General features: G+C 52.3%; 15 protein-coding genes. 2 read left to right on the top strand and 13 right to left on the bottom strand.

Features of this window, described 5'->3' with window-relative positions; translation table 11 throughout:
- Positions 1 to 124 precede the first annotated feature (124 nt).
- From acs to lon, 13 genes are all read right to left on the bottom strand, one after another.
- A complete protein-coding gene (gene acs / locus C8E01_RS08435; protein ID WP_116542921.1) occupies positions 125 to 2023 on the bottom strand; it encodes an acetate--CoA ligase in 1899 nt (632 codons plus the stop codon).
- A 310-nt stretch (positions 2024 to 2333) separates the two neighbouring features.
- A complete protein-coding gene (locus C8E01_RS08440) occupies positions 2334 to 4259 on the bottom strand; it encodes a propionyl-CoA synthetase (RefSeq protein ID WP_116542922.1) in 1926 nt (641 codons plus the stop codon).
- 23 nt (positions 4260 to 4282) lie between these two features.
- Entirely contained in the window at positions 4283 to 4663 is a 381-nt protein-coding gene (locus C8E01_RS08445; protein ID WP_116542923.1) for a response regulator transcription factor, read from the bottom strand.
- A 4-nt stretch (positions 4664 to 4667) separates the two neighbouring features.
- Positions 4668 to 7394, bottom strand: coding sequence for an ATP-binding protein (locus C8E01_RS08450; protein WP_116542924.1), 2727 nt, complete (start codon positions 7392 to 7394; stop codon positions 4668 to 4670).
- 2 nt (positions 7395 to 7396) lie between these two features.
- Positions 7397 to 7609 carry a hypothetical protein gene (locus tag C8E01_RS08455; protein ID WP_116542925.1) on the bottom strand — a complete coding sequence of 71 codons (213 nt, stop codon included), beginning with the start codon at positions 7607 to 7609 and terminating at the stop codon, positions 7397 to 7399.
- 450 nt (positions 7610 to 8059) lie between these two features.
- Entirely contained in the window at positions 8060 to 9748 is a 1689-nt protein-coding gene (locus tag C8E01_RS08465; protein ID WP_116542927.1) for a sodium:solute symporter family protein, read from the bottom strand.
- 26 nt (positions 9749 to 9774) lie between these two features.
- Positions 9775 to 10038 carry a DUF4212 domain-containing protein gene (locus C8E01_RS08470; protein ID WP_116542928.1) on the bottom strand — a complete coding sequence of 88 codons (264 nt, stop codon included), beginning with the start codon at positions 10036 to 10038 and terminating at the stop codon, positions 9775 to 9777.
- 30 nt (positions 10039 to 10068) lie between these two features.
- A complete protein-coding gene (locus tag C8E01_RS08475) occupies positions 10069 to 11409 on the bottom strand; it encodes a hypothetical protein (protein ID WP_116542929.1) in 1341 nt (446 codons plus the stop codon).
- Positions 11410 to 11779: 370 nt separating this feature from the next.
- Positions 11780 to 12199 carry an IS1/IS1595 family N-terminal zinc-binding domain-containing protein gene (locus tag C8E01_RS08480; protein ID WP_116542930.1) on the bottom strand — a complete coding sequence of 140 codons (420 nt, stop codon included), beginning with the start codon at positions 12197 to 12199 and terminating at the stop codon, positions 11780 to 11782.
- A 285-nt stretch (positions 12200 to 12484) separates the two neighbouring features.
- The gene (locus tag C8E01_RS08485; protein ID WP_116542931.1) at positions 12485 to 13219 is read right to left on the bottom strand and encodes an SDR family NAD(P)-dependent oxidoreductase; all 735 of its coding nucleotides are present in this window, start codon (positions 13217 to 13219) and stop codon (positions 12485 to 12487) included.
- A 345-nt stretch (positions 13220 to 13564) separates the two neighbouring features.
- Positions 13565 to 14962 carry an ATP-dependent protease ATPase subunit HslU gene (hslU, locus tag C8E01_RS08490; RefSeq protein WP_116542932.1) on the bottom strand — a complete coding sequence of 466 codons (1398 nt, stop codon included), beginning with the start codon at positions 14960 to 14962 and terminating at the stop codon, positions 13565 to 13567.
- A gap of 53 nt (positions 14963 to 15015) precedes the next feature.
- Entirely contained in the window at positions 15016 to 16065 is a 1050-nt protein-coding gene (gene porQ, locus C8E01_RS08495) for a type IX secretion system protein PorQ (protein ID WP_243409483.1), read from the bottom strand.
- 2 nt (positions 16066 to 16067) lie between these two features.
- Positions 16068 to 18557 (bottom strand): endopeptidase La, encoded by a 2490-nt coding sequence (lon, locus tag C8E01_RS08500; RefSeq protein ID WP_116543035.1) that lies wholly within the window; start codon positions 18555 to 18557, stop codon positions 16068 to 16070.
- 226 nt (positions 18558 to 18783) lie between these two features.
- Between lon and C8E01_RS08505 the strand changes: the two genes are divergently transcribed.
- A complete protein-coding gene (locus C8E01_RS08505) occupies positions 18784 to 20769 on the top strand; it encodes an OmpA family protein (RefSeq protein WP_116542933.1) in 1986 nt (661 codons plus the stop codon).
- Positions 20770 to 20790: 21 nt separating this feature from the next.
- Positions 20791 to 21537, top strand: coding sequence for a DUF4184 family protein (locus tag C8E01_RS08510; RefSeq protein ID WP_116542934.1), 747 nt, complete (start codon positions 20791 to 20793; stop codon positions 21535 to 21537).
- The last annotated feature ends 6 nt before the right edge of the window (positions 21538 to 21543 follow it).

A 21543-nucleotide genomic window follows, 5' to 3' on the forward strand; every position in this document is an offset into this window, starting at 1 on the left:
CTTGGATTTATACCTGTTGAAGATACGGTTTTGGGCAGAGGATTGCAAGAGGCTGAAACGCAAAAGTCCTGCAACACACGCCGCAGGACTTTACGCAATCAACTAAACTTATCAATTAAAAAACTTACAAAGCACCCGCTTTGATTTCATCCACTACATCCGGATCAAGCAAGGTAGAAGTATCGCCCAGGTTAGAAGTGTCGCCCTCGGCCACTTTGCGGAGTATTCGACGCATGATCTTACCCGAGCGGGTTTTTGGCAGACCGCTCACGATCTGAATCTTGTCTGGCTTGGCAATCTTGCCGATCTTCTCCACTACCGTTTCGATGATTTCAGCACGCAGGTAATCCTCGCGCTCCGGTACTTCTTTGCAGATAACAAAGGCGTAAATCCCCTGCCCTTTCACGTCGTGCGGATACCCTACTACAGCCGACTCCACCACGTGATCGTTGTGGTTGATGGCTTCCTCGATTTCGGCCGTACCAAAGCGGTGACCGGACACGTTGATCACGTCGTCCACACGGCCGATGATGCGGTACAGACCGTCTTTGTCGCGCTTGGCACCGTCACCCGTAAAGTACAGACCTTTGTAGGTGGAGAAGTAGCTCAGGCGGGCGCGTTCGTGGTCGCCGTAGGTGGTGCGGATGATGCCCGGCCAAGGGAACTTCATGCAGAGGTATCCTTCCACTTCGTTCTCAGTTATTTCTTTGCCCTCAGCATCCACCAGAATTGGCTGGACCCCGGGCAATGGATATGCCGCATGGGCAGGCTTGGTGGGCGTCACATTGGCAAGGGAGGATATCATGATGCCGCCGGTCTCGGTCTGCCACCAGGTATCTACCAACGGACAACGCTCCTTGCCCACGTGGGTATGATACCAGTGCCAGGCCTCTTCGTTAATCGGTTCGCCTACTGAGCCCAGCACTTTGAGTGAGTCCAGACTATAGGACAGCACATCGTCAATATCACCACCCATCAGCGAGCGAATGGCCGTTGGAGCGGTATAGAAAATGTTCACGCCAAACTTATCGACTACCTGCCAGAAGCGGCCCATGTCCGGGTAAGTAGGCACGCCTTCGAACATCAGCGAGGTAGAGCCTGACAAGAGCGGACCGTAGAGCAAATAGGTATGCCCCGTAACCCAGCCGACGTCGGCGGTACACCAGTAGATGTCGTTTTCCTGCACCTGGAACACGTTACTGAAGCTGTACTGGGCGTATACCATGTAACCGCCGCAGGTATGCACCACCCCTTTGGGTTTGCCCGTGGAGCCGGAGGTATAGAGAATGAAGAGCATGTCTTCTGAATCCATTTCTTCGGCCGGACAGTCTTTGCTCACTCCCTGTACTTCGTCGTGGTACCACACGTCGCGACCTTCGACCATGTTCACAGCCCAGCCCAAACGCTCTACCACAATCACTTTTTGCACGGAATCGCAGCGCTCTAAAGCCTCGTCCACCACACGCTTCACCGGAATCTGTTTTGCGCCGCGGTTCAGACCGTCAGAGGTGAGCACCATGCTGCACTGTGCATCGTTGATGCGGTCGGCCATAGCTACGGCGGAGAAACCGGCGAACACCACCGAATGGATCGCCCCAATGCGGGCGCAAGCCAAAACAGCGAAAGCCAACTCCGGGATCATCGGCATGTAAATACAGATGCGGTCGCCCTTCTTGGCACCGTTCTTCTTGAGTACGTTGGCGAATTGGCATACCTTCTCGTGGAGTTCGCGGTAGGTATAGCGCACAAATCTTTCTTTCGGGTCGTTGGGCTCCCAGATTAGGGCCAGTTTGTTTCCGCGGGTTTTCAAATGGCGGTCGAGGCAGTTTTCGGTGATATTCAGCCTGCCGCCCTTAAACCACTTGATGTTCGGCTCTTCAAAATTCCACTCCAACGTCGTGTTCCATTTTTTGCGCCACGTAAAAGTGCTCGCTATATCGGACCAGAATCCTTCCGGGTCATCTATGCTGCGCTTATAGGCCTCCTCGTATTCCTGATAAGTTTTAATTTGAATGTTAGGCATGGTATCGGTTTGTTATTGGTGATTAATGTTTATGTTCTGATTAAAAAATTGGGGCTTCTTTGTGATTAACCTGCCCCTCCAAGGAATAGGATTAGTTCATCCTACTTTTTATGTCATCCTGAAAGGATCTTGGTAAAGAGGGCCCCTACCCTCGCTAGTAGTAAAGGCTTAACCTCCCGGGGGTAGGGGCCCTCTATTTCAACCAAGTTTCTTAACAGAATGACAATGATTTTTGAGTCTGTCTTATTTGAATGAACTTGGCCCTCCGAGAAGGGGAACTTGGGAACGATGGTCACCCCTATTTTAAAACTCACTCCAAAAAAGCATTCCCAATCTTCCGCTCCTTCAGGTCATCGTGAATCTCGGTGAGTATAGCCGGGTCGTCGATGGTGGAAGGTATAGCGTAGTGCACCCCGTCGGCGATGTTACGCAGGATCTTTCTGAGGATCTTGCCGGATCGGGTCTTGGGCAGGCGCTTTACGATCAGGGCGTTACGGAAGTAAGCTACCGCTCCGATCTTCTCCCGAATCAGGGAAATCAGCTCTTGCTCGATTTGCTGTTCGCTGATATGCTGCCCGTCTTTTAGCACCACCAAACCAATCGGACGCTGTCCGCGCAGGTCGTCGGCTATACCTACCACGGCGCATTCGGCTACAGCAGGGTGTGAGGCGACCATCTCTTCCATCTCTCCAGTTGAGAGACGGTGACCGGACACGTTGATGACATCGTCAATGCGACCCATGATATAAATATAGCCTTCTTCGTCCATATATCCCCCATCGCCGGTCATGTAATAGCCCGGGAAGCGGTCGAGATAGGATTTGTAGAAGCGATCATTGTCTTCCCACAAGGTGGGCAGGCAACCCGGAGGCAGCGGCAGCTTCACCGCCACGTAGCCTTCCTGCGCAGGTATAAGCTCCTGTCCTTCTTCACCCAGAATCTCCACTTTATACCCGCACACCGGCAAACCCGCAGAACCCGGTTTGGCTGGCTTTATTCCATAGCCCACCATGTTGGCCACCATCGGCCAGCCCGATTCGGTTTGCCACCAGTGGTCGACTACAGGTATGCGCAGTAAATCCTTTGCCCAGTAGTAAGTGGCGGGGTCGCAGCGCTCTCCGGCCAGGAACAGGTACTTGAGCGAAGGCAGGTCGTACTTGATTTTTTCTATCCCGTCGGGGTCTTCTTTTTTGATGGCGCGGATGGCGGTTGGGGCGGTGAAAAGCACTTTTACGTCGTGCTGCATGATGATGCGCCAGAACGTGCCGGCATCCGGGGTGCGCACGGGTTTACCTTCGAAGAGCACCGTGGTGCAACCATGAATCAGCGGGGCGTATACCAGGTACGAGTGCCCTACGGCCCAGCCCACATCCGACGCGGCCCAGAACACATCGCCCGGGTCCACGCCATACACGGCTTTCATACTGAACTTGAGCGCCACTGCATGGCCGCCGTTGTCGCGTACGATGCCTTTGGGTTTGCCAGTAGTGCCAGAGGTATAGAGAATGTACAGCGGGTCGTGGGCGTCTACCGGCACCGGATCGATGGGTTGCGCCTTCTGCAGCACGTCCACGTAGTCGAGGTCGCGGCCCGGTTGCATCTCGGCTTCCACGTAGGGGCGCTGCAAAATGATGGTATGCTCCGGCTTGTGCTTGCTGTCACTCAGGGCTTTGTCGAGCAAGGGCTTATACGGAATGTACTTATCGAACTCAATGCCGCAGGAAGCGGAGATAACCACCTTTGGACGGGCATCGTCGATACGCACGGTGAGCTCGTGCGGCGCAAAGCCACCGAACACCACCGAGTGGATGGCTCCCAGTCGGGCGCAGGCCAGCATCGCGACTACGGCCTCGGGTATAACCGGCATGTAAATCACCACGGTATCGCCTTTGTTCACCCCTAAACCACGCAATGCACCGGCAAAGCGGGCCACCATGTCGCGGAACTCGCGATAGCTGTACTTGCGGATGGTGTTGGTCACCGGTGAGTCGTAGATCAGGGCGGTCTGGTCAGCTCGGCCGTTCTCTACGTGGTAGTCCAGCGCCAGATAAGCGGTATTAAGCTTGCCGCCCGCAAACCAGCGGTAGAAACCGTTCTCATCGGTGGTCAGGATTTGCTTCGGCTCCTCGAACCACGCAATCTGCCGCGCTTGTTCGCCCCAGAATCCTTCGGGGTCCTGTATGCTTCTTTCGTAGGCCTCGGCATACGAGCTGTTGGTTTGGGTTAAGCTTTCCATATCTCCTGCGTCTTTTATTGCGATTAACTCTGTGTCAGCTCCTTGATCTTCTCCATCAGGAAGCGTGTCGAAAAGGGCTTCGGGATGTACAGGTCAGCCCCCACGTCGTAGCCTTTCTTGATGTCGGCGTCTTTGGTCTTGGCGCTCATGAAGATCACCTTGGCCCCGTTCATGTTTTCCTGCCCGCGTATGTGGCGGCACACCTCGTAGCCATCCACGTCGGGCATCATAATGTCAAGCAACACCACGTCGGGGCGCTCCTTGTCCACACTCTCCATGGCTTCGGTACCGTTGCGGGCAATGTATACCTGGTAGCCGTTCTTGCGCATCAAAAACTCCAGCGGCATCAGGATACTCGGTTCATCATCCACGACCAACACCTTCAATTTCTCTTTGGTACTCATAGTCTTATACGTTTGCGGGCACATTTACTTTCACGGGCAGCACGAACGAAAACTTGGCCCCTTTGCCCAGTTCACTCTCCACCCAAATGTGCCCCTGGTGCGATTCAATTATCTTTTTGCTGATAGGCAGCCCCAGCCCGCTGCCCTCGGGTTTGCGGATGTTCTGGTTCTGGGCCTGGTAAAACTTGTCGAATATCTGTTTGTGAAACTCAGGGTCGATGCCCTTGCCGTTGTCCACCACGTTCACTTTAATGTCGCCGTCGATGTAGTAGCCCGACACGATAATGCGGCCCTGCTCGGGGTTGCAGAATTTGATGGCGTTGGAAATCAGGTTAACCAGCACCTGTATCAAGCGATCTCTGTCGCCGTTGATGCTTGGCAGATTGTGCTGCACGTCCACCACCAAATCAATATTTTTTTCCTGCACCAGTTGCTCAAGCGTCTGCACCGATTCGCGCACTACTTCCTCTATTTGCACAGGCGCCAGGTTAAGCTTTTGCTTGCCAGATTCGAAGCGTTCCAAATCCAGCACGTGCGTAATCAGTCGTGTCAACCGTTCCGATTCCTTCACGATGGTCTGTAGGAAATGCTCCTGGTCTTCGCGCTCCATCTCGGGGTTGTCGTAGAGAATTTCAGAAAGTGCCCGAATCGAAGTCAGCGGCGTGCGCAGCTCGTGTGTGACCGTGGAGAGGAATTCGTCTTTCAGTTCGTCGATTTGCTTCAGCCTTTCGTTGGCGCTGCGCAATTGCTCGGTGGCTCGTCGCAGTTCCATGGATTTGCGGCGCAGTTCGTTGTTGATCGAGATCAGTTGCTGGGATTCTTTCAGGATGTTGAGCACCTCGTCGATACTGATTTCCTCCTCCTTCACCACCGACGACACCATGATGCGGGCCGAAGAAGACCCAATGACACCTGACAAGACCTTCTCTGCGTATGTCACCAGCTTCGGATCGGCCTTGCCTGATTCGTCTTCCGGCTCAGGGTATTTTCGTTTGTAGGCTTTCATCGCCACCTCTGCCTTTTTCTCCCCCAGGAAGTTGACCAGCAAGGATTTGATATCCGGTATATACGCCGTGCCCTTCCAGACAATGGAGCTTTCGAACACGGTAGAATACTTGAAGATGTCTACAAACACCTCGGCCTGGTTGCGTTCCTGCGACGTTTGCTTGCTCAGCAGCGACACGCCGATGTAGAGTCCCACGTTCAGAAACATGCTCCAGAACATGGCATGCGAGATGTAATCCATGCCTTGCAGGCCAAACAACTCGAAAGGTTTGAGCCACGCTATACCGAGCGGACCGTTCTCCAAGATAGAGCCCGGCAGCATACCCACGCCCACCATCGACGGCACCACCAAAGTATAAAACCAAACCACAGCGCCGACTACTATACCTGCCAGCGCCCCGTTCTTAGTCCCCTCTTTCCAGAAAATACCCCCGATAATGGCCGGCGCAAACTGTGCTACCGCCGCAAAGGACACCAGCCCTACTTCCACCAAAGAGTAATATTCAGCCACACCTTTGTAGTACAGGTAGGCCAGTAGCAGAACCACCAGTATACCGAACCGGCGACTGAAGAGTAAGATTTTGGTGAGCTGGTTCTGGTAGTTGTTCTTGATGGCAGGTATACCTACCAGAAGCGGCATCACCAGGTTGTTGCTGACCATCACGCTAAGGGCGATCGTGGCCACAATGACCATACTCGTGGCCGCCGAAAAGCCACCCAGGTATACCATTAGCGCAAGTATGGATTTACCCTCGCTCAAAGGTATAGCCAGCACAAACATGTCAGCGTCTACGTTGGCGCCATTGAAAAGCAAGTCGCCGCCAAAGGCGATGGGCAACACGAAGATGTTGATGGCGAACAGGTATAGCGGAAACAGCCACATGGCCTTGTTCAGGTGCTGTTCGTTCACGTTTTCGACCACGGCCACCTGGAATTGGCGCGGCAGAAACAGAACCGCCAGCATGGAAAGCACCACCATCCAGAACCACTGCGAAAAGCCGCTATCATTATCGAAGGTCATCAGTCGCTCGAAGTCGGGCAGTTGCGTGGCCTGTTGCATGATATCGCCGAAGCCGTTGAACACGCCGTAGGTCACAAAAACACCCGCCACAATGAAAATGACCAGCTTGAAAAGCGACTCAAAGGCAATGGCTGTGACCATACCTTCGTGTCGCTCAGTAGCCTCCACGTGCCGCGTGCCATATACAATCGTGAACAGACCCAAGCCCAGTGTAATGAAGAAGGACGTATCGCCAAACAGCGGACTACGACCCACTTCGTTAGCACCCGTGAGTATATCCAAACTACTGGCAATGGCTTTGAGCTGGATAGAAATGTAAGGTATAATACCAAGCACACAGATGAAGGTGACGATGCTGCCCAGCGTGATGTTCTTGCCATAGCGCGACGAGATAAAATCGGCGATGGTCGTAATGCGCTGCACCTTGCAGATGCGGATGATCTTGCGCAGCACCACCCACCAAAGCGGCGCCATCAGCGTCGGACCGATGTAAATCGCCAGATAGCCCAGCCCTGTTGTGGCAGCCCTTCCCACCGAACCATAATAGGTCCAGGCGGTGCAGTACACGGCCATGGAAAGTGCATAGATGTAGGGATTTCCCACAAAACTCCTGCCCGCAGCCGAACGCCTTTCTGCCCACGAGGCCAGCCCGAAGAGCAAAGCCAGGTAGAAAAACGACACACCAATGACAAGCCAGTAGTTCATGGTTATTTCCGCTCCTTTCTGGGGTTCTGCCGGTTAATGAAAAACGCAATCGCCGCAATGCACACAAGCCACACTACCATCATGTACAGGTATAGCACCGGCACACCGCTCACCGTCGCTCCCGAATTGAAAATCGAAAGCACCGGAAAGTTCAACAGCACCATAAACAAGGCACTGATGAAAAAGAGTCGTCTGCCTTTGGAGCGGTCACGCATGGTTTTCAGTTAGTGAATGAGTGATTTAGTGATTGAGTGAGTTGTTTTATGCTTGGAAGTTAAATTTAGAAAGTTGCTTATACCTTCGCTAGTATTTCGCGAATGTAAAGTATCTATTGGGCTCTGGCTGCTGGTGCACGTTTGTCATCCCTTTGGCCCCTTCTCTGTCAAGTGCCCTTACCCCTAAGGGGACTTTGCTTCTCCACCTGTCATCCTGAAAGGATCTTGGTTGAAGGGAGGTCAGGCCGATGCTATAACACACCCTTGCCCTTCTCTTTGTCGAGTGCCCCTTCCCCCAGAGGAGAATCATCGTGCAAGGAAACCCCCTTTTAAAGGGCCAGGGGGATGATCGCTCTTTGCGTACCAGCAAACTGCCGAATGGCTGACTGGCGAAAAGCACCGAATCAACCACCCAACAATTTAACCATTTAACAATTTAACCATCCAATCTTAATGCGCCACTGCCTCGCCGGCACCTCTTGGGATACGGATATCCTCGATCAGCTCCTGGATGTGGGCTGGTGGGGCTGGTGTGAAGCGGGACACGATAAATGACACGATGAAGTTGATCACCATACCTACCGTGCCGATGCCTTCCGGAGAGATCTCCATGAACCAGTTTTCTGGTAGGTTGGCAGCTGGGTTGATGAACTTAAAATAGGAGATGTAGCTGATCGTAAACAGCAAGCCTGAGACCATACCCCAGATCGCGCCCTGCTTGTTCATGCGCTTCGAGAAAATGCCCATTATGATGATAGGGAAAAATGAAGCCGCCGCCAGACCGAAGGCGAAGGCTACTACCTCGGCCACAAAGCCCGGAGGGTTGATGCCGAAATAACCAGCTATTACTACTGCGAAAGTTGCTGCGATACGGGCTGCAATCAGTTCTTGCTTTTCAGATATCCCGGTCATCACAGACTTCTTAAGTAAGTCATGGGCGATGGAAGTTGAGATAACCAGCAACAGACCAGCTGCTGTGGATAAGGCTGCTGCCAAACCACCTGCTGCTACCAAGGCAATCACCCAGTTAGGCAACTGCGCAATTTCCGGACTAGCCAGTACCATGATGTCTTTGTCTATTGTCAGTTCATTCACTACTGGGTCTTTCACATACTGGATGCGACCATCCCCGTTTTTATCGTCCACGCCAATCAGCTTTGTTTTCTGCCAGTTGCTCACCCATTGCGGCATGGCTGCTATCTCCTGGTTGCTAGTGGTTTGCAGCATGTTGTACATTCCGAAAGCACCCACGGCAGGAGCCGCTGTATACAATATGGCAATGAACACCAGCGCATAACCCGCCGACATACGAGCGTCTTTTACTTTTGGCACTGTGAAGAAACGCACGATCACGTGCGGCAGACCCGCTGTGCCCACCATTAGGGCCGCTGTGATGAAGAACACATCAATCGTTGCTTTGCTGCCATCGGTGTAGGCGGTGAAACCAAGCTCCGGAAGCAAACCGTCCAGTTTATCGAGCAGGTAGGTGCCGTCGGCCAAGGTGCTTCCCAAACCAAGCTGTGGGATCGGGTTGCCGGTCAGCATCATCGAGATGAAGATGGCAGGTACCATGTAGGCAAAGATCAGCACGCAATACTGCGCCACCTGGGTATAGGTGATGCCTTTCATACCACCCAACACGGCGTAGAACAACACGATGATCATACCGATGATTACGCCTGTTTCAATCTGTACTTCGAGGAAGCGGGAGAACACGATGCCAACGCCGCGCATTTGGCCTGCCACATAGGTAAAGGAGATGAAGATGGCGCAGATAACGGCCACCAGACGGGCGGTCTTGGAGTAATAGCGGTCACCCACAAAATCAGGCACCGTAAACTTGCCAAACTTGCGCAGGTACGGGGCGAGCAGCAAAGCGAGCAGTACGTAGCCGCCCGTCCAGCCCATCAGGTATACCGAGCCGTCGTAGCCCATAAACGAGATCAGGCCCGCCATGGAGATGAACGAGGCAGCCGACATCCAGTCAGCAGCAGTTGCCATACCGTTGGCCAATGGCGAAACGCCGCCACCTGCCACGTAAAATTCTTTTGTAGAGCCGGCACGCGACCAGATGGCGATACCGATGTAGAGGGCGAACGTGAGGCCCACGATGATGTATGTCCAGGTTAAGATATCCATTGTCTTAAGTGTTTTGTGGTGGGAGATTAGTCTTCGTGCACGTCAAATTCGCGGTCGAGCTTGTTCATCAGCCACACATAGATGAAGATGATCAGCACAAACACATAAATGGAGCCCTGTTGCGCAAACCAGAAGCCCAGCTTAAAGCCGCCCAGCCGGAACTGGTTGAGCTCGTCGACGAGCAAAATGCCGAAGACATAGGACACGGCGAACCAAAGGCCCAATAGCGTCAGGAGGATGCGCACGTTGCGCTGCCAGTACTCCTGCATTCTGTTCTTGTTATTTTCCATGGGTATAGCGATTTGTTTTTTGAGGTTCTGTTATAAGTAGATCATGGCCTGTAGCGTGATTTCAGGTCGGTACTTCAGGTTGTCTGGGTTCGTGAAATCAGGCCGGTTGCGGTAATTGAGCGTGAGTTTGGAGTGGTGCCCTTCGAGCAAGAGGTTGGCACCCAGGTCAAGCACTTTCACGGGCACTTTCTCGCCACGGCTGTTCTGCACGCCATCCAGACTGCCGTAGCTATAAGCAGCGTATGGTTGCAAACGGGCTTTCTCGGTAATTAAATCTTTGGGTAGCAAGTAGCCCACCTGTCCGTACAGAATATCGCCCGTGCCAATAGTCGGGAAGGCATTGCCACGAAGGCCGCCCCCGCCCTGCGCCGGGTTCATGATGCCAATGTTTCGGACATTGTTTCTCCCAAAATCATAGTTGTAGTACACACCATAAGCTGTCAGGGCCGTGTTGGTTTCGGTGTTGAGCGGCAGGTCCAGGAAAGCGTCCACACCAAACAGGTTGATGTCTTCTTTTTCCGTTATGAAACCATTGATGGTATTCTGTTCGCGCCACATGCCGTCGCTGTTGTGCATAAAGCCTGCGCCGATGTTAAACACGCGCTTCGTGCCCAGGTATGTGCCCACCATAAAAGGAAGCAAGTTCGATTCCTGCTCCAGGAACTGCCAGTTGAAGTAGCCTTGGTATACTTTGTTGTTGTTCTTTGGATTGTAGTTGGCATTTGGCCCGATCGCCTCTGCCGTGTTTGTCAGGAAAGGATCGTTTACGGCCATGCGGTAATCGAGCTTACCCAATTTACCTTTAGCGTACACGCCTAGCATACGAGCAAATTGGTCGGCGGCATCGATGGTAGCCCAGTTGAAAATCGGCGCGTCGATGGCCATGAAATTGAGCGTACTGGCGCTGGTGCTGCGCGACACACCGTTCCAGTAGTGCAGACCCGCCCCAATGGAAAGCGCCTTGTCGAACACCTTATACTCGGTCCAGGCATCGTGAATGAAGATCTGCGGCTTCTTGCCATCCAGGCCCGGGTTCACACCCCCACTAACCGCATTCTGGTTATTGATACCAAAGTGCATGAGCACCAGGAATCGAGGGGAGATTTGAGAGTAAGTCAGGAAACGGGAACGGCGCAAACCGAAGTCCAGGGTGTTGTCGACAGGCTCGCCGTTGCGGATCGTGCCCGAGTTGTGCTCGTTATACCTAACCCATACCTGGTGCCAGGTGATAAAACGAATGTACTTTGACCCGTCTTCGTTAATAGGCAGTTTAATGCCTGCGCCATATTCTGTGGAGCCTTGAGCAGACGCACTCCTTCCTGCGCAGCAAAGCATCAGCCCTGCCGCTACATATAGTAACAGTTTTTTCATTTGGAATACTAAATGTTAAGGTGAAGAGAGGTCAGCTGTTTCCCCGAATTCTTTATCTATTTTAAGGAAGATTTATGAAAAAGGGTGAAGAGGTGTATATATTTGGTAAATTGGTATACATAATGGGGCGTACATGCTTATATCTGATATTTAGGGGTCTCTGATATAGGTATAGCTTGCTATGTATTGTAGCTGCGGCTGTTGCAGGTATAGTAACTTATGGTGTTTTATAACTTCGCCTGTGTGGCGGGCTCTCGATTTCAACCAAGTTTCCTATCAGAATGACAGTAAGTTTTTAGCCTGTTTTCTTAAATCTGAAACGACCCTACCCTAGAACAACAATTTAACCATTAACAATTTAACAATGCACCTAATCCTTAAACCGCTTCCACTTAATCATCATGTACTTGTCTCCGAGTTCGGTGATCATCATGCCGGCGCCTTTTAGGTTGGCGCTGTTCTTCATATGCTCTACCAGTTCGGTGTGGTTCAGGATTTTGTAGGTGGGGTGATACTCAGTCTGCTCCGGAGCCTTGATTTTGTACTTGCGCACCCAGTTCATGATCGAAACGTGGCTTATGCCCAGAATCCGCTCAATCTCGCGGTAGCTGATGCCTTCGATGTAAAGCTGCAGGGCCTTGGTTACGTAATAGCTGTCAATCCCCTTCCCAAGTTTATTCACTGTGAAGTAATAACTGCACTTTTTACAGCGGTAACGCTGCCTGTCGTTGATGATGCCGCTCTTCACGACTTCCAGAGCACTGCAGCGAGGACAAAGGGGTTTCTTCATAAAGGACTAAGGTATAGCGGCTTTTGAAATCAGGTATACTAATTTAGCATAACTATATCAATTTAGCAAACTTTAGTATAAAGTCTATATTTTTAAGTATCAGCAGGTTAAGGGCAATCAAATCAGGAGTTTATAATTAAACTGAGTTCTACCTGTAACTATCCATTTCATTGGTAGGTATACCTGCCGGGCACCATAAAAAAGCCCAGCCGGTATGGCAAGGCTTCAAGATAATCCCTATGCTGTCTGTTATATCTCTAGTTGGTTAAGAAAATGCTTTAAGCGCTATACCTCCATATCCCGCACCGATACCAACACGTCATCAAAATCGTCAGTGTTATCTAGGAACCAGACGATTTTGCGGCCCACTTCTTCCGGTGAGGCCAGTTCCCCTTGTTCTTTATAATCTATAAATCGTTGCACGTTACTGAATTTCTGCGCGTCGCTTTCCCGAATATGCTCCTGCATGGCGGTGTCTACCACGCCCGGTGACAAAGAGAATACCCGCACGCCAGAGGCACGCACATTCTGTTCCTGCTGTATCGTCTGCGATAGCATATCGATCGCCGCTTTGGAAGCGCAGTAGCTAGCCCAGCCATCTATTGGGTATCTTCCAGCCCCTGAGCTAACATTCACTATCACTTTGGGAACCTGCAGTGGCCTGTATACATACAGAAAGCTGTTCATCAGCATAGCCGGCACGATCACGTTGATATCAAACACGAATTCAAAACGCTCGTTTGGCATCCCCTCGCCCACATAGCCAATGTCGCCCAAAACGCCTGCATTGTTAATCAGCACAAGCTTCTGAGCGTCTCTATAAGGAACAAACACTTTGTGCAGGTTGTGCTCTACGGCAGGTATATCCGAAAAGTCAAGCGGCTGATGCCGGTAGTTTTTGTGCTGTATGGTGCTGTTGCGGCAAACCCCGATTACAAAGTTATTCTCGTCCTGCAGCAGTTCTTCGGCAATCGCCTTGCCTATACCTTTGCTTGTTCCGGTGATGAAGTAGTAGTTCATGGAAGTTTAGGAGTTTGAGGGTTTAGGAGTTAAGAGCTGTTCTAAACATACAATTTTTAGATCGTGTATTGATTATACCTAAACCCGGTAGCAGATGTTTCTGCAAACAAAAAAGCTGGTGCCCCTGCCTTCACAGAAACTCCAGCTTTTGTTTTCACGAGCTGTAAAACAGCTTTATTTTAAGAGTCACAGGATATGCTCATGTGGCAGCACCTCCAAAAGTCCGTGTCCGCTTCGGATAGGTGGTGACCTGTCTCTACAATGAAACGGAAATGCTTCGTAGCACCACGACGTTACCATGTAACCTCGCTACACTTCAACTTCCCAACTCTAAAACTCCTAAACTTAAAGAATATATTGGCTCAGATCACGGTTCTTCACCATATCAGACAGCCTTTCCAGCACCATCTCGCGGTTGATGACGATGTGGGCGTTGGGGCCTATTTTGTCCGGCACGTCGAAGAGGATGTCGTTGAGCAGGCGGCTCATGACCGTGTGCAGACGGCGGGCACCGATGTTCTCTACTTCGGAGTTGACTTCAAAGGCGATAGACGCAATCTCGTCCAGAGCTTCGTCGGCAAAGCTCAATTCTACGTCCTCTGCTTTCAGTAGCGCTTCGTACTGCTTCGTCAGGGCATTTTTCGGGAATTTCAGGATCTGGTAGAAGTCGTCCTTGGTGAGGCTCTGCAACTCTACGCGAATCGGGAAACGACCCTGCAATTCAGGTATAAGATCCGACGGCTTGGCCACATGGAAGGCACCGGCGGCGATGAACAGGATGTGGTCGGTGTTGATGACGCCATACTTGGTGTTCACGGTAGAGCCCTCTACAATCGGCAGGAGATCGCGCTGCACACCTTCACGGCTCACATCGGGACCACCTCCGCCTTTGTTGCTTGCGCTGGCTACTTTGTCAATCTCGTCAATAAAGATCACACCGGAGTTTTCCGCCTTAAAGATGGCCTCCTCCTTTACCTCGTCCATGTCAATCAGCTTGGAGGCTTCTTCCTCCAGCAAAATTTTGCGGGCTTCGGCAATGGTCACTTTGCGCTTTTTGGTCTTTTTGGGCATCATGCCGCTGATCATCTCCTGGATGTTCATCATCGAAGCCTCGTCCATACCTGGCCCCATAGCACCTATACCCGGCATGGCGCTCTGCTGAATACGGATTTCGATCTTGCGGTCTTCCAGCTCCCCGTTGCGGATTTTCTCTCTGAATTTCTCGCGCGTACGCTCATTCAGTTCATAATCGTTGTCCGGCATGCCGTTCGAATCAGCACTACTTGAGAAGCTTGGTGTTGCGCGGCCACCCTGAATCGGCGGAATCAGCGCATCGAGGATGATGTCTTCCACCACCTCGGCGGCTTTCTGCTTCACTTCTTCCTTTTTCCGGGTCTTTACCATGTTCACCGATTGCTCCACGAGGTCGCGCACCATGCTTTCTACATCGCGTCCTACGTAGCCTACTTCGGTAAACTTAGATGCCTCCACTTTGGTGAAAGGCGCATCGGCAATCTTAGCCAAACGACGGGCGATTTCGGTTTTACCCACACCCGTTGCACCGATCATCAGAATATTGTTGGGCACTATTTCACGGCGAATGCTCTCGTCGGCATTCATGCGGCGCCAGCGGTTGCGCAGTGCAATGGCTACGTTTCGTTTGGCGTCTTTCTGCCCGATAATATATTTATCCAGCTCCTCTACAATCTGGGCTGGGGTCAAATGCTCAATTGAATCTAACATTTTCTCTATTTAAAAATTTAAACCCGGCAGCCATATACCAGGTATAGGCTGCCTTACTCTTTACGCTTACGTTTCAGGAACGTACCTGTGTCGGTGCTGAGCGTAACATAATGTGTGCCGCCCGACGGGTGAAATAAGGCACTACCGTAGTTTAACTCAAAAGCCCGAACCCGCAGCATGGCTCCTACTGAGAAACCAGCACCACCAGCGTTGCTGTCGAGCCGCAGCTCTTTTCGCCGCAAATGGTTGTATCCGGCCCGCACCTGAAAGTTGTTGCTGAAGATAAACTCTGTGCCCACCACAAAGTGCCGGGCTATCATATCGCTTAGTTTCTTTTCCTCTTCTACCTCGTTGCCGTTCGCATCGAGCTGGCCCGATGCGTTGGGGTCCAGGTATACAACGTCAAAACGGTACAGGTGGTGTGCCGTGAGCGACAAACGAACCGGCATGTGCTCCGGTTTATAGCTTGTCCCCAACTGCAGGTCAAAGGGCATGGCCTGTCGGTCAGCACCGGTAAAGGTACGCACCTGGTAGCCGATATTCTTAAACGCCATACCAATGTTCAGGTCATGCTCGGGGTGCCGGAAAGCGCCTCCTACATCGGCCAGTATACCTACCGCTTTATCACCCGCCATACTCGAAATGGCCAGCTTCGCGGTTGCGCCCAGAGTAAAGGCCTCTACCTGCCGTGCATGGCTTAGACTGAAGGTATAGTCGTTGACTGAAAAACTGCCTTCTTCCATACCTGTCAGGTCGCGTTGCACAAAGTCCCCGTAGTTCAGGTAATTCAGGCTGGCGGACCAGCGGCCATACCTTGGCGTGCTGAAGGCGTAGGCCACATTGCTCTGCCGGATGTCAGCTAAGTAACCAACATAGGTCAGGGAAAGTTGTTGGTCCATCGCCTCGCTCAACAAAGCGGGGTTCGATGCCACCATGTTCACATCATGGCCGGGGGCACTCACGTTTATGCCCCCAAGTGCTGCCACTTTCGCGTTGCCGGGCAACTGCAAGAAAGGAAAACCGCGCTGCCCGCCTACCTGCGCCCATCCCATGAGCGGAAAGCCCAGGAACAAAGCAAGCAATAGGAGAACAACAAGTTTCACCTTTAGATGTTTATACCTTTGACATCCTCCGACACCGTCAGATTAAGCGGGTGCTTCACTTTCTGCTTGAGCAAGGCAATCTGCACCACGTCATCCACGCGGTCTACATAGTGAATGTGCAGGCCTTTGATGTACTGATCCGGTATCTCCGTGATGTCTTTGCGGTTTTTCTGGCAGAGGATCACATCGGTTATACCTGCCCGCTTGGCAGCCAGAATTTTCTCCTTTATACCGCCCACCGGCAGTACCTTACCGCGCAGCGTGATCTCGCCCGTCATCGCCAGGCGCGACTTCACTTTGCGCTGCGTGAACACTGAGGCAATGGAGGTGAAGATGGCTATACCTGCCGACGGACCGTCTTTTGGCACGGCGCCTTCCGGGAAGTGAATGTGCAGGTCGTATTGGTCGAAAAGGCGGTAGTCGATGTCCAATAGCTCGGCGTGAGCTTTCAGGTACGAAATGGCCGTCATGGCCGACTCTTTCATCACATCACCCAACTGACCCGAAAGTGTCAGTTTGCCTTTGCCTTTGCTCAGAATGGACTCAATGAACAGAATATCACCACCCACCGAGGTCCAGGCCAGACCTGTTACCACACCGGCTGTGTCAATATCCTGATAGATTTCTTTGTCGAAAGTCTCCGGACCGAGAATTTTCACCACGTCTTCCGGTTTGATAGAAGGGGCATACTTCTCCTCCATCGCCTTTTGCTTGGCCGTGTTGCGAACCAGTTGCCCGATCTTACGCTCCAGGCTGCGCACACCCGACTCGCGGGTATAGTCGTCGATTACTTTCTGAAGCGTGGCTTTCGACATTTTCACGTCTTCTTCCTCCAGACCGTGCTCGCTCACCTGCTTCGGTACGAGGTGGCGCTTCGCGATCTCGGTCTTCTCTTCCAGGGTATAGCCGGTCAGCTCGATGATCTCCATACGGTCGCGCAGGGCAGGCTGAATGGTGTCCAGTGAGTTGGCTGTGGCAATGAAGAGCACCTTCGAGAGGTCGTACTCCACGTCCAGGTAGTTGTCCATGAAGGTATGGTTCTGCTCCGGGTCCAGCACCTCCAGCAAAGCCGAAGAAGGATCACCACGGAAGTCAGAGGCCAGTTTGTCGATCTCATCGAGGATGATGACCGGGTTGGAAGAGCCTACTTTTTTGATCTGGCTGATGATCTTGCCCGGCATGGCGCCCACATAGGTACGGCGGTGACCACGGATCTCCGCCTCGTCGCGCACGCCGCCCAGTGACATTCTGACATATTTACGACCCAATGCCGTAGCAATAGAACGCCCCAGAGAGGTTTTACCCACACCCGGAGGACCGTACAAGCACAAAATAGGCGCTTTCATGTCCTTTTTCAGCTTGAGCACGGCCAGGTACTCGATGATGCGCTCCTTCACCTTCTCCAGACCGTAGTGGTCGGCGTCCAGTATCTTTTTGGTGCGCTTCAGGTTGAAGTTATCTTTGGTGGTTTCGTTCCAAGGCAGATCCAGCAGAAACTCCAGGTAGTTGACCGCCACCGGGTACTCAGCTGCCTGCGGGTTGAGGCGGGCCAGTCGCTCGATCTCCTTGTTGAAATGCTTGGCCACCTGCTCCGGCCATTTCTTTTTCATGGAACGCTCGCGGAAGCGCTCGATCTCCTGATCGGGTCCCTCCTGCCCCAGTTCGTCCTGCAACACCTTGATCTGCTGACGTAGAAAGTAATCGCGTTGCTGCTGGTCAATGTCGGTGTGCACTTTGGTATGGATTTCTTGCTTGAGCTCCAGCAGCTGGATCTCACGCAGCATAATCTCGAGGAGCTGCGTGCCGCGCTCCACGCCGTCGTTCACTTCCAGCAGCTTCTGTTTCTGCGCCACATCCACGTTCAGGTTGCTCGACAGGAAATGCGTCAGGAAACTCGGGCTGTCAATGTTATCAAGGGCGACCTGCGCCTCCTGCGGAATCTCGGGGTTGAGTTTGAGCATTTTGGCGGCCGCATCTTTCAGCGAGTGCACCAGGGCTTTTACCTCTTTGCTCTTCTTGTTCGGGAAAGTGTCTTTGCAGTAGCTTACCTTAGCCGACAGATAAGGGTCTTCCTGCGTCACCTCCTCTATTTTGAAACGGCTCTGGCCCTGAATGATGATGGTCGTATTGCCATCGGGCAGCACCAACATTTTCAGGATCTTGGCCATGGTGCCGATCCCGTACAGGTCTTCGGCAGACGGGTCGTCGCTATTGGTGTTGCGCTGCGCCACCACCCCAACGATCTTATCGCCTTTGTGGGCTTTGCGCACAAGGCGCACTGATTTTTTGCGGCTAACAGTAATAGGCAATACCACACCCGGAAACAATACTGTGTTGCGAACAGCCAGTAGAGGCAGTTCGTCCGGCATGTCTTCCGGCAGCATTTCTTCGTCAGGGTCTGTGGTGATTACCGGAATCAGATCGTCGCTATCATCTACCGACAAGTTTCCGATTAAAAGATGGTTGAGAAAGTTCTTCAGTGTATAGTTCATAGATTGTTTCAGTGCCAAATTGACATAAAGATAGTGGAAATTCTGCTTTATGCCTGTGGAGTGTATTATTGTCAAGAGCTGTGCCAAGTGCTCCTGTCCGCCCAAATTGTCGCATTAGCAGCCGTGTTGCTGCTTCTCCCCAAAATATAAGGGATTATTAATAAATCGTTTCAGAACATAGGCTAAAAAATAATATCTTTGGTTTCAGGTATCATGCTCTGCGCCGATGAAACGATTTAAAGCCCCTGTTTTCTTTCTGCTGCTGTTGCTGGCTCCGCTCCTGTGCATGGGTCAGCTAAAGCATACGCCATTGCAGGACGGGCCTGATGTGAAGGTGAAGAAAAAAGCCCCGAACCAGGAAATGCACCTGGATTTCCCAAACCTGAATAAGATCGCCCACTACAAGGACTCCAAAAAGCTATCGGAAATCCAGCGCCTGGAAAGACGCAAACAGTACGGACAGGCCCTTAGGCTGCTCGAAGGCTACGTGCGCAATTTCGGCATACAGAACTTCTACAAAGATACCAACCTGCTCTGGAGGCTGGGCCAGCTTTATGAGCGCCAGGGCATGCTGAACCAGGCCATGGAGGTATACCGCCTCGTGCTCAAGCACCACCGCAGCGATGTGCGCCAGGTGCAGTCCTACTACGACTCGCTGGAACAGAACACCAAAGACTACTATGTGCCGCTGAGCTATTACTATGAGTTGGTAGAGTACCGCAAGTCTATCTCGACCTATCAGCCGCCACGCGGGGTATACCTGAATATGGGCAACGGCATCAATTCCATTTACGAAGACTACGGCCCCACCCTCAACGCGGACAACAGTACACTTATCTTCACTTCGAAGCGTACTTTCCAGGGTATACAGAGCAAACCAAACGAAGACCTCTACTACTCCCATAACAACAACGGCTACTGGAGCGAGGCACAGTCTTTTGGCAAGCCCATCAACAGTATTTACAACGAAGGCTCCGCCACGCTCACCCGCGACGGCAAGACGCTTTACTTCGCCCGCTGCGAATCGCCGGACGGCTTTGGCAACTGCGACCTGTACAAAGCGACCTTGCAGCCCGACGGCAGCTGGCACGAGATCGAGAACCTGGGCCCGAATGTGAACAGCCCGTCCTGGGACTCGCAGCCTACCCTGTCGCCTAACGAAGACACGCTCTACTTTGCCTCTGACCGCCTGGGTGGCTTTGGTCTGTCCGACATCTACTTCACGCACAAGCTCAAAAACGGTCAGTGGGCACCGGCACAGAACATGGGCCCGATCATCAACACGCGCCAGAGCGAGGTGAGTCCTTTCTACCACCCCAAGTACAAGGTGCTCTACTTCAGTTCCCGCGGGCAGCTATTCAACTTTGGTGATTTCGACATTTACAAGACCTACCTGGTAGGCAACAAGTGGCAGGAACCGCGGAATATTGGTCCGCTCGTAAACGGGCGGGGCAGCGAGTACTACTTCACCATCGACTCGCAGTCGCAGAACCTGTACTATGCCCGCTCCGAAGAAAGCGACCTCAAAAACCTGGACCTCTTCTCTTTTCCGCTGCCGATGGAAGCGCACCCGCTGGCCGTGACCAAATTGGAGGGCGTCTTGCGCGACTCGGTTTCCAACAAACCGCTCTCGGGCATCATTTCCATCATCGACCTGGACAATGGCATTGAGATCTCGTCGAAGTACATTCGTCCGGACGGCTCTTTTGCCTTCCACCTGATCGATAATTCGCGCTACATGATGATCATCCAGAGTCCGGATTTCTTCACGATTGAGCGGGAACTGGCGCTGCAGCAGGACACCTCGCTGCAGATCATGACCAAAGTGATCGATCATAATATCCCGATCGTGTTCCGAAACATTGAGTTTGAGCAGAACGAGTCGAATATCACGGCAGAAATGGAGCCTGTACTGGATGAAGTAGCTTACTTCCTGGTAGAGAACCCGGCTTTCCGATTGGAGATTGCGGGACACACGGATAGTGCCGGTGATCCTGAATTCAACCAGATTCTGTCGAAGGACCGTGCCGATGCCATCATGCAGTACATTCAGCATAAAGTGCGCATTGGGGATGGGCGCATCGACTCCTATGGCTATGGAAGCAGCAAGCCCTTGCGCGAAGAAAAGACAGAAGAGGACCGCCGCATTAACCGCCGCGTAGAATTCCGATTGATAAAACCAGTACTACAGGGGCGAGGTATAGGAAGGTAGTTTAATTGTTTTCTATGCCTTATGCCCTTCACCGCCGCACATCCTGCTGCCGTATTGCCATTTCTGAAGCACAGCCGCTGGTTTTCAGCCACCGGCCTGGTAGCAGGCAGCATCGCACCGGATTTTCAGTATTTCCTGCTCCTCCCCCTTTTCAAGCATAGCGGGCATACACTGGAAGGCTTGCTGTATTTTAACCTGCCTGTTGCGCTGGTCATCGCGACCGTCTTCCACCTGATCGTACGCCGGCCTGCTGTTGCGCATCTCCCCAACTGGCTTAAACGCCGGGCCCTGGCTGTACCGCAACTTAACTGGCTTAGCTACCTAAAAGAACGGTGGTTTGTTTTTGCCTTCTCTGTCATGATCGGTGCAGCCACGCACATTTTCTGGGATTCCTTCACCCACGAGACGGGCTACTTTGCAGGCAAGTGGCCTGCGCTGACAAGTAGGATGCATATGATGGGACAGGAAATTATGCTCTGCCGCATCATACAGCATGGCAGCACGATGGCAGGAGGCCTGCTCATTCTGCTCTATACCTGGCGACAACCAAGCGTGGCTATACCTGACAAGGTGCGCCTTCAGCAAAAGCTCGTGTTCTGGGCAGGTATAGCGCTGGCAGGTATAGCCTTTATGGGCTACGCCTTGTATGCCAGCGCCTTTATGCGCTCTCCGATGGGTATTGTTGTTTCCTTCCTGACCGGCTCCATAATGGCAACAATTGCCGTGAGCACAGTTCTGAAGCTGAGCTGGTCGAGGAAAAGGACTTAGAATAAC

The sequence above is a fragment of the Pontibacter virosus genome (genome assembly GCF_003096355.1).
Taxonomy (GTDB): Bacteria; Bacteroidota; Bacteroidia; order Cytophagales; family Hymenobacteraceae; genus Pontibacter; species Pontibacter virosus.